This is a genomic window from Sulfolobus islandicus Y.N.15.51 (assembly GCF_000022485.1).
In the GTDB taxonomy this organism is placed as follows: Archaea; Thermoproteota; Thermoprotei_A; order Sulfolobales; family Sulfolobaceae; genus Saccharolobus; species Saccharolobus islandicus.
In genome coordinates this window covers 1,314,466-1,326,438 of the sequence record NC_012623.1, presented here as the reverse complement: position 1 = coordinate 1,326,438, position 11,973 = coordinate 1,314,466, and the positions used below count along the sequence as shown (strand labels likewise).

Sequence of the window (11,973 nt, the reverse complement as noted above, 5' to 3'; positions counted from 1 at the left end):
TATTTTACCGTATAAATCTTAGGAAAAAATCTATGAATCAGATATTATTTCTGCTCTTGATTAGATACTTTCTGAGTAGAGGTAACGAAGCTTGGCAATTCTGGGAACTTCTCTTTCATTCTCTGTTCAGCAACAACAGAAGCTTCTTCTAATATCTTCCTTGCCTCTGGGCTTGAAGCACCATAGTTGGCTGGCGCACCAGTAAAGTCCCCTGCTTCTATTACTACCTCTTGTAATCCCTCCTCTAATTCTGCTAGCTCCAAACTTATCTCTGGCATAACTCCTTTCATCGCATTTCTTAGCTCTTTTATAACACCAAGTACTGGTATTAGGCTGTTAAATACATCTCCAAGCTCAGTTATCGTCTCTAACCTGAGTTGTACTTGCTCTAGGGCAATTTGTGTAGTAATTAGCTGCCTGGAAATCTTCCTAATCTCAGCTATTTCATTAGCATACATAGCTGCTCTTGCCGTATCCTTTGACATCTGAGATTCTACGACCTTTTCGAATAGAGTCCTATCTCTCTCTTGTAATCTTGAAATGTAAACGTCAAGACGACTTACCATTGTCCTTAATCTGTAGTTTGCCATTACTAATCTATACCTTAGTGGTTGCTGTGGCTTGAACGCATTCTTTATTCTTTCACCAATACTTGGCTCTTGTTTACCTCCCCAATTCTTTACGAAATCTTCCACTTTACTTGAGGCCATTTCGGCTCTAATCTACATCTTTGATAGTCTACGCTTTTTAAGTACGATAAGGCATAATACTCGAAAAAACTATATTCATATATGAATCCTTTCGTAGTGAAATTAACAGGGAGAATCCTTAAAATAACTAGTAATTTAGAGTATCCGGTACAAATTTTAGAAATAATTCTAAAATATAATATCACTGTAAATATGATAGACGATAAAGTTGGGCTTAAGGCAATTACAGATAGTGTAAAGGTGAATAAAGAATTAAGAAAAAACGAATCATTGGAAATAGAGACTAAGTTAGAAGATATAAGTGAGGTTTCAATAATATATAGAGATACGATGATGGTTAGGAGGTTTGATATCTCTTTATAATTTTATTTATTATTTCATCTGCTTTTTTAGCCACTCCCTCGTCTGACCTAACCTCTTCTGGCCATTCTTTTCCCATTTCTTCTTTAAACTTCCTAGTAGCGTCTATACCTAGTTTACTACCTAATGGTGGAAATTGAACACTAGGGTCCAATGAGTCCGTAAGTGCATTTTCTATTACCCAAACATCACGTTTAGGGTCTACATTAGCTGCAATAGCGTAAATAACTTGATTAATATCATGAACGTCTATATCTTGATCAACAATTATTATAGTCTTTAAAAGGCTTAGCTGACCAGTACCCCATAGAGCCATCATAACTCTCTTGGCCTGGCCAGGGTAATATTTCTTTATAGAGAATATACCAATCCCAGTAAATAGGCCATATTCTGGTAGATTCATGTCGACAAGTTCTGGAACTAGCATCTTGGCAAAAGGTAAGAATATCCTTTCTACAGCCTTACCTATCCAAGCATCCTCAAGTGGTGGTTTGCCTACTGATGTTACGTGAAATATGGGGTCTTCTCTAATGTATACTTTTTCCAATTTGAAAACTGGATAGTAATCTGCTGGTGTGTAATAACCCATATGATCTCCAAAGGGACCCTCTAGACGCATGTCATTCAAGTCAACATAACCAGTTAAAACTACTTCTGAATGACTCGGTACTAGCAACTTATCATCTAGTTCAGTTACATCAACTCCCTCACCTCTCAAGATTCCCGCAAACATATACTTATCTATTCCATGAGGGACTGGAGAAGCTGCTGTAAATGCTATAGCAGGATCCACTCCGGTTACTATGGCAATAGGTATCTTGGTAGTGCCTTTTTCTAAATATCTTTTAGCAGTAAGCGCGCCTCTTTTAAAGGCTTGCCAATGAATTATAGCCTCCTTTTCGTTTAGAATTTGAATTCTATAAACGCTAAGATTATGAACATCTGTCTCTGGGTCCTTTGTTATTGTTATGGAAAAGGTAAGGTATCTTCCGGCATCTTTAGGCCAGGTTTTTATTGCAGGAATCTTAGCCAGATCTAAATTCTTTTCCTCTTTAAAACTAGGTGTCTTAGCTTTAGGCATTACTTTTCCTAGTCCTAAAATTTCCCTAAGTGATTTTATTTTATCAAAAAATGTGATAGGCATGTTGGACAAATTTGATAGAAATCCTTCCGATATTGATTCTAGTTTATTCGTTCCAAGAATCTCGTAAAAGCTTTCAATTGAATAGAAAATATTGGAGATTATTTTCCAATTCTCATAATTTTTAATCCTTTTGAATAAAAGAGGGGGTAAATGAGCATAAGTTGCTTTTCTTGTGATTTCAGTTATTTCTAAATCGACGCTTACTTCCTCATCAACTTCAATTAGCTTATTTCTCTTTTTCATAAATTCTATATAGTCTCTAAGATCTTTGAACGCCATGTGATTATTATACTTCAACAAAGCTTATATTTTGCAGAACAAACCACTTTAAACAGCTGGTGAATTGTTGTTGGAAACACACTAAGCGGAATAATGAAGTGCTTAAGTTGTGGATATGAAACGGAAATAGATCAAGATCAGATATTATGTCCAAGATGTGGAGGACTATTGGAAATTATAGTGGAACCACCAAAGGACTTCTCTTTCAGCAAATTGAGAGGAAGAGGAGTTTGGAGATACAAAGAACTGATAGCAGGCAAATATAAAAATATTGTAAGTATAAATGAAGGAAATACCCCGCTAATAAGATCCTCAAATATAAATGATAATCTTTATTTTAAATTCGAAGGACTTAATCCTACTGGAAGTTTTAAGGATAGAGGAATGACAGTAGCAGTTAGTTCTGCAGTAAGCTTAAACTACAAAACCGTAATAGCAGCATCTACTGGAAACACTGCAGCTTCCGCAGCTGCTTATGCTGCAAGAGCAGGTATAAAGAGCTTTATCGTCTTACCTAAAGGTAAGGTAGCATTAGGTAAATTAGCTCAGTCAATACTTTATGGCTCAGTTATTTTAGAGGTTGATGGAAGTTTTGACGTTGCTATGGATGCGGTAATGAGGTTATATAAGGATTTAAAAGTAGTATATCCATTAAATTCTTTTAACCCATGGAGATTAGAAGGACAGAAGACAATAGCATTTGAGATAGCGGAAGAACTAGGAGTTCCAGATAATGTGATAGTCCCAGTAGGCAATGCAGGCAATATTTACGCAATATGGAAGGGATTTAATGAGCTAGTTAAAACTGGAGTGATAAATACTATTCCCAGAATGATTGGAATCCAAGCTGAGGGAGCATCACCAATAGCTACTGCAATAGTCAAAGGCAAAGATTCTCCAGATTTCGTAGAAAATCCAGATACTGTAGCTACTGCAATAAGAATAGGAAAACCAGTAAATTGGCAAAAAGCGATGAAAGCAATAAGAGAATCCAATGGAACCGCAATAGCAGTATCTGATTCTGAAATATTAGACGCACAGAAGACCCTAGCTAGAAAAGAGGGCATAGGAGCTGAGCCTGCTTCAGCAGCTGCCTTAGCTGGTTACATTAAGGCAATAAATGAAAAGGTAGTAGATAAAGATGAAAAAACAGTTTTAATCCTAACAGGACATTCATTAAAAGATCCCGATAGTATGACCAAAGCTGAAGCTAAGAGAATATTAGTTAATCCTCTACATATGGGAAAAATTATCCTAGGTGAGATAAATGGCTCTAATAGTTAAAATAGGTGGATCAATACAAAAAGATGAAAAAGATTATGAACTTATCGTAAAGAAGATACAAGATTTTTCAAAGAAATCTGATAAGATCATAGTAGTAACATCAGCTATTAAAAACGTTACTAACGAGTTAATAAGTGCAACTTTGAATACTGATAACTCTCCAAATATTGTAACTGAAATCTATGAAAGGCATATAAAACTGTTATCAAAATTGGCAGATGGCAAGGAATTCGAGAACTCATTTAAGGATATATCTAGGCTGAGTGATGAACTGTTCAGAGTAGCTTGGTCTATAAGAGTATTAGACGAAGTAACCCCTAGAGTTAGAGACTACATACTTTCATTTGGAGAGAGAATGGCTACCTTACTCCTTTCAGCAATATTGAGAAGTAACGGAATTGAAGCTGAAGGTGTGATTACTCCTCCATTTATAACTGATGAAAATTACGGTGAAGCTAACGTAATTGGGGATCTATCTAAAAAGGAAATCATGAGTATATTAGAAAATGTGAAAGCTAACGTGATAGTCCTTCCAGGTTTTATAGGGAGAACAAAAGAGGGGAGATACACCACTTTGGGAAGGGGTGGTAGCGATTATACTGCAACCTTACTAGGTAAACTAATTGGATTAAGAGAAGTTAGACTAGTTACCGAGGTTCCCGGGATAATGACAGGAGATCCTAAAAAATTCGAAAATGCTAAAACGATAACTAGACTCTCGTTGGAAGAAGCTATAGAACTCTCACAGTTAGGAGCAAAAAGGTTACATCCTAGAACTTTTGATCCAGTCTTTGGAAGTGATATGAAGGTAATAGTTGAGTCATTATATGAAGATGGATTTACCATGATTAATGGAGAATGTGAAAATAATGATGGACTTAAAGGAATATCACTCTTGGATAACGCAAAATTGATAACAGTTGAGAGTACTAAAATCGTTGGAAAAATAGGATCTGCGGCAAGAATAACAAATGAAGCGAAGGAGGCTGGAGTTAACATAATATCAATTTCTCAACCAGCTAGTGAGACCACAATACAACTCGTTGTTGATTCACTCTCTGCAAATAGACTGTTATCGAAATTAGAAGAATTAAAGGGAACTTTGGTAAAGGATATCGAGGTAAATGATGTTAATATCGTAGGTATAGTAGGATGTGGAATAAAGAAGAAGGAGATCTCTACTAAGGTTCTTTCAATAGCCTCAAGTTATGATCCGTTAGCTATCTCTAGGGGAATATCTAACGTAAGCATGACCTTTATAGTTAATAAGGAAGAAGGAGAAAAATTAGCAAAAGAGTTGCATAAGGTGATCGTAAGTGGCTGATAAGATAAAAGTTTCGTTACTAGGCTCTACCGGAATGGTAGGGCAAAAAATGGTAAGGATGCTTTCAAAACATCCCTATATAGAATTAGTGAAAGTTAGTGCATCACCCCAAAAGATTGGTAAAAAATACAAAGAATCTGTAAAATGGATTGAACCCGGAGATATTCCGGAAAACATAGCTGAATTACCAATAGTCTCCACTGAGTACGAAGATCATAAAGATGTTGATGTTGTTCTTTCAGCATTACCTAATGAACTAGCAGAGGATGTTGAATTAAAGTTAGTAAAACAAGGAAAAATAGTAGTATCTAATGCATCACCGTTTAGAATGGATCCAGATGTGCCATTGATCAATCCAGAAGTAAATTGGGAGCATTTAGAGCTACTAAAATATCAAAAAAGTAATAAAAACTGGAATGGACTATTAGTCAAAAATCCTAACTGTACTGCGGCAATACTTTCTATGCCAATTAAACCCTTAGAAAGATTAATCAAAATTAACGCTGTGTATATAGTAACTTTACAAGCAGTAAGCGGAGCTGGCTATAGCGGTTTACCATTTATGGCAATAGATGGCAATGTTGTACCTTGGATTAAAGGGGAAGAGGAGAAAATTCCCAAGGAAATAAATAAAATGTTAGGAAAGTTCGAAGCTGGAAAACTAAAATCTTCTAGCTTAGAAATTCATCCAACCACTACCAGGGTCCCTGTAAAAGTTGGACATATGGGTGTAATTAATATTGTAACTAACGATAATGTGGATGAAAAAGAAGTTCAAAAAGCGTTAGATGGTTTCGCGTCATTACCTCAACATAAGAACTTGCCTACCGCACCTAAGAAACCAATTATTTTATTTAAAGATGAGGATAGACCTCAACCAGCTAGAGACTTACAATATTACGACGGAATGGCAGTGACAGTAGGTAGAGTAAAGTTCGAAGGAAATGTGTTACGATTAGTTGTTCTTGGAGATAATCTAGTGAGAGGCGCTGCTGGAATAACGATTTTAACATTAGAAGTTATGAAAGAATTAGGTTACTTCTAATGTTTTTTGATCTCCATGTACATTCGAGATATAGCGATGGAAAATATTTCCCTAAAGATATAATTGCCTATGCTAGAGCTAGAAATATATACGTGGCGATTACAGATCACGATACTTCTTTAGGTTTAAACAGCGTAAAGGAAGAAAAAGTGATCCTTGGACAAGAAGTTACTACTGAATATGGGCACGTTGTAATATTGTGTAATTTCCCACCATCTCCACCTAACAGAATAGCTGAATTAGTAGACTACGCTAAGGAGAACTCTTGCTTAATATTTCCCTCACATCCTTTCGATATTTTTAGAAAAGGAATAGGTAATAAGGTATTTGAATATAAATTTGATTTAATTGAAATTTATAACTCCAAGGCTCCTAAAATGGCTAATAATAAGGCTAAAGAAGTATCCATAAAGCTGAATTTAGCTGGAGTTTCAAATAGTGACGCTCACGTAATTCAAGCAATAGGTTCCGCATATAATGATTTATATGAGGTAATGGAGTTTAACTTAGACGATATCCTAGATAACTTAAGGAGAGGGAAAATAAGAAATATAATCAATGGATTATCATTTAGAGCTAAATTTTCCATTTTACAATGGTATATTGAGAGGAAAATAAGAAATGCACAAAATTCCAGCAGAGCTATGCATCAAGTGTAAGGGACATAAGAATCTCTGTGGGTTACCGTATTGTCCAATAATGGAGAGATTTAGAGGTATGGTTAGTAGTCTTCAGAAAATTAAAATAGATACCTCATTTAAACTGGTTGAAGGTTCTACTCCTCCTAGTGGAATAGTTGGAGAGAAAGGATATCCTAAAGTTTCACTAATCATAAATATTCCACCCTCAGTATATGGGGAAGATGCTAGAAAATATGAGAACGTTAAGGAATGGTGGGGAAAGGTAAATCTAGGGGATATAATAAAGTTGAGATCCTCATTAATCTCGAGTATAACTACAGTTAAGGTTGAGAAAGCTACTGAATATTACAATACAGAAATACCATTAGCAATAATTTCAGATAATCCAGTAGTATCTGAGGCAAAATTAAAAACATTAGAGGCGAAATTAAAGTTTGACGGAATAATTTTACCGAGAGGACCAGGAGGAATTGCAGAGGAAATAAAGGTTATTGATAATCCTAAAATCCCAACTAAATTGGATAAGCTAATCTTTGATGATGTAAAATCTGCAGAAGCGATCTTAGAACTGTATAGGTATAATGTAGATTATTATAAGATAATGCACGCATTATCGTTTGGACTTCTAGGCAAGAAAAAGAACAGAAGATTCGTACCAACTAGATGGGCAATAACTGCAGTTGACAGCACAGTTGGTAAATTTCTATATAGCAAAATAATAAACTATAACGAGGTAAATGAGATAGAAGTGTACCACGGCTCATATTTAGGCAACTACTTCTATGTTGTACTTTATCCATCAAAGTTTAGTTCAATATGGATAGAAATATGGCATCCACTAAGTTTGTGGTCTCAAGATCTCACAATTTCGGAACTAAAGGAGAATTTCTGGGGAGAGTATGAATACTTAGATGGAGGATACATGGCTGCAAGATTAGCGGTGCTAGAACATTTAGAGGAAGTAAAGAGACAAGCGGGAGTTATAATCATTAGGGAAATAACAGAAGAGTACTTTGCACCAGTTGGAAATTGGCACATTAGAGAAACTGTGAGGAATGCTATGAAAAATAGAATAGGAAAATATGACAATCTGGATCAAGCCATATCTGAAGTAAATAAAAAATTAAAGGTTAAAATAAACTTATTTAAGTTACGTACGATAAAGGGTCTAATCAAGCAAAAATCTATTTACGATTTCTTTAAATAAATAATGAAAACACTGCCATTGCTGTATATAATCTATTCTCAGCCTGATCCCAGACGGCACTCTTAGGTCCGTCTATTACCTCAAGCTCTACTTCCTCTCCCCTATTAGCTGGCAAACAATGCATAAATATAGCATCCTTAACCGCATACTTCATTAAGTCTGAAGTAACCCTATAGTTCTGCAATAGTTTCTTCTTCTGTTCAGCAATATTCTCTTGTCCCATACTAACCCAAACATCAGTATAGACTACATGCACACCCCTAACAGCATCATATGGATCCTCATGAAACTCTATAACGCTACCCGTATCATCTGCAATCTCACTTATTATCTTAAACAAATCTTCTCTAGGCTTAAGTTCTTTAGGAGTCGCGATATGTAACTCCAATCCTAATTTAGCCACAATTGCCATTAGGCTTAGCAATACATTATCAGTTCCGTCACCAACAAACGCTATTTTAATTAGATTATTACCAAACCTTTCCCTAATGGTCATTAAGTCCGCTAATGCTTGCAGGGGATGAGAAAGATCGCTTAATAAATTAAATACCGGAACTCCAGATGATTCCTTTAGTTTAACTAGGGTTAAGTGATTTAGTACTCGGGCCCCTATCCCATTAACAACTCTGCCTAAAACCCTTCCAGTGTCTTCGATGGGTTCGCCTCTAGACCATTGCAAATCTTGCTTATTAAGAACAATTGGAATTCCACCTAACATTGATACTGCTAATTCAGTACTAACCCTAGTCCTAGTACTTGGCTTCTCGAAAAGTAATGCGACTCTCTTACCACTTAACGAACTTGGAACGTTATTATGATAAACGTAATTTTTCATTATAAATGAAACATCTAACATTCTCTCTATTTCATGTGTTTCAAAATCAAGCAGACACAACAAGCTTCTTCCTCTAAACATAATTTTAATCTATCTTATCACATATTTAAATATGGATATCCAGATTGTACTTACCAAAGCTGTGGAAACCAGACAAGGCAATAAGCCTAAATTTGATGAAGGACATGTTATAATGAGCTTATTTTACATAAGCCAATTACAGCCAGTAGGAAGGATATTATTGATGAAAAAAACGGGATTATCAGAAGCATCTATAAAAACATTACTAAAAAGATTAAGAGAAATGAAACTAATTCAGACAGATCCAGTAGGAGGAAATACTCTCACAGAAGAAGGGAATAAAATAGTCTCATGTATTAAAAACACATCCAATATAAAAAATGTTACTTTGAAATCATTAGGTTGGAACTCATCAATGCTTATCATAAGGGGAGGTGCGGAATTATTAAAAAAGATTCCAGTTTTGCATCTAAGAGATGAAATAATAAGATTAGGTGCGGAAAAAGTATTGGTGTGCGTTCATACGGAAGAAGGAAAAATAGAGATTCCACCTAAGACAGAGGAGATGTCACTCAAAGGGTTATTGGAAGAAATTAAGGAAAATTGTGAGAATTGTGGTCCTAACGATCTTATTATATTTCTAGTTCCTAATAAAGAACATCTAGGAAATCTGACCTTGGCCTTCATACTTAAGGTGTTAAAGAAATGTTGAAGAAAATTGGATTTCTTGTGAATCCATATGCTGGTGCAGGTGGAAGAATAGGAAGGAAAGGTAGTGATGAATTATATCTCGAGAACCCTGAAATACCAAGTAGAGTTGCCAGATTTTTGGTCAAAGCCCCAGAAGATACTATCTATGTAACACCAAAGTTAAAAATGGGAGAAATATATTTTATTAAAACAAAATTGAAATATGAGACAATACCTATAGGTGAAAAGGAAAAAACTACCAGATATGATACAATTGATTCTGTAAAAGAGTTTGTAAGAAGAGGGGTAGATATTATTGTATTTGTTGGTGGGGATGGAACAGCAAGGGATGTATTTGAGGGACTTCAAGGAGCGCAAATACCAATTTTAGGAGTTCCCGCTGGCGTAAAAATGCACAGCGGAGTTTTCGCTAATACGCCCGAGGCCGCAGCGATACTGTTAACAAAATTTTTACATGATGAAGCAAAAATCGTGAGGGAAGAAATTCTAGATGTTAATGAGGAGGCATATAGAAAAGGAACGTATTCTGTCAAATTATATTATATAGCCCTAACCATAAGCAGTAATAGTTTATTAACCCCAAGTAAAGAGGAGACACAATATAGCGAGGATGAACTAGAGGAAATCGCAGATTATATAATAGATAACATGGATGACAATATAACCTATATTATGGGTCCTGGGAGTACTGTAAAATATATAGAAAGGAAACTAAAGATCAACACTCCATTTTTAGGCATTGATATAGTTAGAGGAAAGAAATTAATAAAAGAAAACGTCAGCTATTTTGATTTAATCAATTTAACCGGGGAGTTAAAAATATTGCTTACCCCAATAGGCAAACAAGGGTTTCTAATCGGAAGAGGAAATCAAGAATTAGGGCCAATGTTCTTAAGAAAGGTAAAAAAGGATGATCTTATAGTAGTGTCTACTCTTTCTAAGCTTTACACCATTAACTGTTTTAGAATCGATACGGGGAATGAGAATTTAGATAAACTCTTTTCTGGTGTCTACAACGTCATAGTAGGTTACAACAAATTCTACGCTATTAAAACTTGCCAATGAGTAGTACTGAAATGAAAAATTAACTGAATAATCCCAGTCGGGATTTTAGCTTGTATTTTAAGTTATAATGCCTAATATAATAAGATGAGTGAGGACTATCAAAGAGATGATATAGAGGCTATAGCGCAGCAGATAAGCGAGGAGGAGAAAACAAGTAAGGAGTCGCCTAGATCCAAATTGGTTGAGGCAATACTACTCCTCCTCTACGCCAGACCATTAAGAACAGCTGAAATTGCGACTAATTTAGGTTACGAAACTAAATACATAAGTAGTTATCTCAGTTATTGGAAGAAGAAAGGTTTAGTTTATCAAGAAGGAGGAAGATGGCACTTAAGTAGGAGAGGAGAAAACATAGCTAGAGATATTATTGAATCACAAAACAATTCTAAATTCAAAGAGTACTTATTACTTGCTAAGCAAGTACTAGAGGGTGAAAAAGTTTACCAAACAAAAAACAACAAAGTTGAGAAAAGAGATGACAAAAAAGCACAAGAAGTTTTGTGGTTTATTGACGGAAAAACCAGTAATGAAAACAAAAAACAACAAAAGGCTAATCCAACGGATTGTATAAAGGAGATTTTGGATAAACTTGTTGATGATGAAAAAGAAATACTAAGTTATTTATTAAACAAGTATAAGGAGTGGGGGACAACTTACATCTACCTTGACCAGCTTCAAGAAGAAATGAAAGCTGATACTAGTTGGCTATTTAGAGTACTCAAGAACTTACAAATTAAAAGGCTCCTTTACGTATATCAAGATCCTAAAATGGGAGTCAGAATAGGCCTTTCAAAAACTCTAAAAGAGAAACTGTCTTCTTGTTAACTTTCCCTTCTCCTTTTGGCATTATAATTACTACTACTATATGTACGTTAAATTATAAGTATGTTGAAAGAAAGATCAAGATTATACAAACCATTCATTTTAATACTCTTATAATAGGAGCAGATCAGTAGTAGTAGTAATCTATTTAATCTTTGTACTAGAAGTTATAGCAAGTAGGAGGGAGAATTTATGTCAACTAATAAATCAGTGAAAATGTCTGAAGATGAGATAAATAAGGCGTTGGCAAAGGCCGAAAAAGAGGCAGAAAAAAAGGATCACAAGAAACAATGGATAGAACGCATGATAAAAAGCGCTAAAACTTACTACAAGTTATGTCCTTATTATGATAAGAAGAATACTAAGTGCTTTCTCACATTGGGTGATAAATGTCAGCGCGATGGTAAATATGAGACTTGTCCAATATTTATTTCATTCTTAGATAACAAGTATCAAGAAATTGTTAATAAGAAGAAAATGTTACCAATGGATTTTCAAGATTTAGCGTTAATGACTTAAAGTTTT

13 protein-coding genes are annotated in these 11,973 nt (G+C 35.1%); 10 read left to right on the top strand and 3 right to left on the bottom strand.

Annotated elements, in window-relative coordinates; all coding sequences use genetic code 11:
- Window positions 1-44: 44 nt before the first annotated feature.
- Window positions 45-710 carry a cell division protein CdvB1/B2 gene (gene cdvB1/B2, locus YN1551_RS07445; RefSeq protein WP_009992298.1) on the bottom strand — a complete coding sequence of 222 codons (666 nt, stop codon included), beginning with the start codon at window positions 708-710 and terminating at the stop codon, window positions 45-47.
- Between the two features lie 81 nt (window positions 711-791).
- Between cdvB1/B2 and YN1551_RS07440 the strand changes: the two genes are divergently transcribed.
- Window positions 792-1,073 (top strand): hypothetical protein, encoded by a 282-nt coding sequence (locus YN1551_RS07440; protein ID WP_012711343.1) that lies wholly within the window; start codon window positions 792-794, stop codon window positions 1,071-1,073.
- Here YN1551_RS07440 and YN1551_RS07435 read toward each other — a convergent pair.
- Window positions 1,048-2,493: a UbiD family decarboxylase gene (locus YN1551_RS07435; RefSeq protein ID WP_012717482.1), complete on the bottom strand. Its 1,446-nt coding sequence runs from the start codon at window positions 2,491-2,493 to the stop codon at window positions 1,048-1,050. The two genes, YN1551_RS07440 and YN1551_RS07435, sit on opposite strands and share 26 nt — an antisense overlap.
- A 93-nt stretch (window positions 2,494-2,586) precedes the next feature.
- Here YN1551_RS07435 and thrC point away from each other — a divergent pair, with 93 nt between their 5' ends.
- Genes thrC through YN1551_RS07410 form a run of 5 tightly spaced genes read left to right on the top strand, consistent with a single transcriptional unit; the run spans window position 2,587 to window position 7,994 of the window.
- Complete coding sequence (gene thrC / locus YN1551_RS07430) at window positions 2,587-3,777, top strand: threonine synthase (RefSeq protein WP_012717481.1); 1,191 nt, start codon at window positions 2,587-2,589, stop codon at window positions 3,775-3,777.
- A complete protein-coding gene (locus tag YN1551_RS07425) occupies window positions 3,761-5,101 on the top strand; it encodes an aspartate kinase (RefSeq protein ID WP_012717480.1) in 1,341 nt (446 codons plus the stop codon). The genes thrC and YN1551_RS07425 overlap by 17 nt, the downstream gene beginning before the upstream one ends.
- Window positions 5,094-6,146, top strand: a complete 1,053-nt coding sequence (gene asd, locus YN1551_RS07420) for an aspartate-semialdehyde dehydrogenase (RefSeq protein WP_012716158.1) — start codon at window positions 5,094-5,096, stop codon at window positions 6,144-6,146. The genes YN1551_RS07425 and asd overlap by 8 nt, the downstream gene beginning before the upstream one ends.
- Complete coding sequence (locus YN1551_RS07415; RefSeq protein ID WP_012713687.1) at window positions 6,146-6,805, top strand: PHP-associated domain-containing protein; 660 nt, start codon at window positions 6,146-6,148, stop codon at window positions 6,803-6,805. Before asd ends, YN1551_RS07415 begins: the two co-directional genes overlap by 1 nt.
- The gene (locus YN1551_RS07410; RefSeq protein ID WP_012717479.1) at window positions 6,768-7,994 is read left to right on the top strand and encodes an Nre family DNA repair protein; all 1,227 of its coding nucleotides are present in this window, start codon (window positions 6,768-6,770) and stop codon (window positions 7,992-7,994) included. The genes YN1551_RS07415 and YN1551_RS07410 overlap by 38 nt, the downstream gene beginning before the upstream one ends.
- Here YN1551_RS07410 and argF read toward each other — a convergent pair.
- Window positions 7,987-8,910, bottom strand: coding sequence for an ornithine carbamoyltransferase (argF, locus tag YN1551_RS07405; protein WP_012717478.1), 924 nt, complete (start codon window positions 8,908-8,910; stop codon window positions 7,987-7,989). The genes YN1551_RS07410 and argF overlap by 8 nt on opposite strands.
- A 31-nt stretch (window positions 8,911-8,941) precedes the next feature.
- Here argF and YN1551_RS07400 point away from each other — a divergent pair, with 31 nt between their 5' ends.
- From YN1551_RS07400 to YN1551_RS07385, 4 genes are all read left to right on the top strand, one after another.
- On the top strand, window positions 8,942-9,562 hold the full coding sequence (locus tag YN1551_RS07400; RefSeq protein ID WP_012717477.1) for a DUF4443 domain-containing protein: 621 nt from the start codon (window positions 8,942-8,944) through the stop codon (window positions 9,560-9,562).
- On the top strand, window positions 9,556-10,626 hold the full coding sequence (locus YN1551_RS07395; protein WP_012716160.1) for an ATP-NAD kinase family protein: 1,071 nt from the start codon (window positions 9,556-9,558) through the stop codon (window positions 10,624-10,626). The genes YN1551_RS07400 and YN1551_RS07395 overlap by 7 nt, the downstream gene beginning before the upstream one ends.
- Before the next feature lie 84 nt (window positions 10,627-10,710).
- The gene (locus YN1551_RS07390) at window positions 10,711-11,451 is read left to right on the top strand and encodes a hypothetical protein (RefSeq protein ID WP_012713689.1); all 741 of its coding nucleotides are present in this window, start codon (window positions 10,711-10,713) and stop codon (window positions 11,449-11,451) included.
- Between the two features lie 189 nt (window positions 11,452-11,640).
- Window positions 11,641-11,967, top strand: a complete 327-nt coding sequence (locus YN1551_RS07385; protein ID WP_009992286.1) for a hypothetical protein — start codon at window positions 11,641-11,643, stop codon at window positions 11,965-11,967.
- The last annotated feature ends 6 nt before the right edge of the window (window positions 11,968-11,973 follow it).

Coding starts and splice junctions, on each gene's coding strand:
- argF (WP_012717478.1), bottom strand. CDS start 8,910: ATGTTTAGAGGAAGAAGCTTGTTGTGTCTGCTTGATTTTGAAACACAT.
- cdvB1/B2 (WP_009992298.1), bottom strand. CDS start 710: ATGGCCTCAAGTAAAGTGGAAGATTTCGTAAAGAATTGGGGAGGTAAA.
- YN1551_RS07410 (WP_012717479.1), top strand. CDS start 6,768: ATGCACAAAATTCCAGCAGAGCTATGCATCAAGTGTAAGGGACATAAG.
- YN1551_RS07435 (WP_012717482.1), bottom strand. CDS start 2,493: ATGGCGTTCAAAGATCTTAGAGACTATATAGAATTTATGAAAAAGAGA.
- YN1551_RS07385 (WP_009992286.1), top strand. CDS start 11,641: ATGTCAACTAATAAATCAGTGAAAATGTCTGAAGATGAGATAAATAAG.
- thrC (WP_012717481.1), top strand. CDS start 2,587: ATGAAGTGCTTAAGTTGTGGATATGAAACGGAAATAGATCAAGATCAG.
- YN1551_RS07440 (WP_012711343.1), top strand. CDS start 792: ATGAATCCTTTCGTAGTGAAATTAACAGGGAGAATCCTTAAAATAACT.
- YN1551_RS07390 (WP_012713689.1), top strand. CDS start 10,711: ATGAGTGAGGACTATCAAAGAGATGATATAGAGGCTATAGCGCAGCAG.
- YN1551_RS07425 (WP_012717480.1), top strand. CDS start 3,761: ATGGCTCTAATAGTTAAAATAGGTGGATCAATACAAAAAGATGAAAAA.
- YN1551_RS07400 (WP_012717477.1), top strand. CDS start 8,942: ATGGATATCCAGATTGTACTTACCAAAGCTGTGGAAACCAGACAAGGC.
- YN1551_RS07395 (WP_012716160.1), top strand. CDS start 9,556: ATGTTGAAGAAAATTGGATTTCTTGTGAATCCATATGCTGGTGCAGGT.
- YN1551_RS07415 (WP_012713687.1), top strand. CDS start 6,146: ATGTTTTTTGATCTCCATGTACATTCGAGATATAGCGATGGAAAATAT.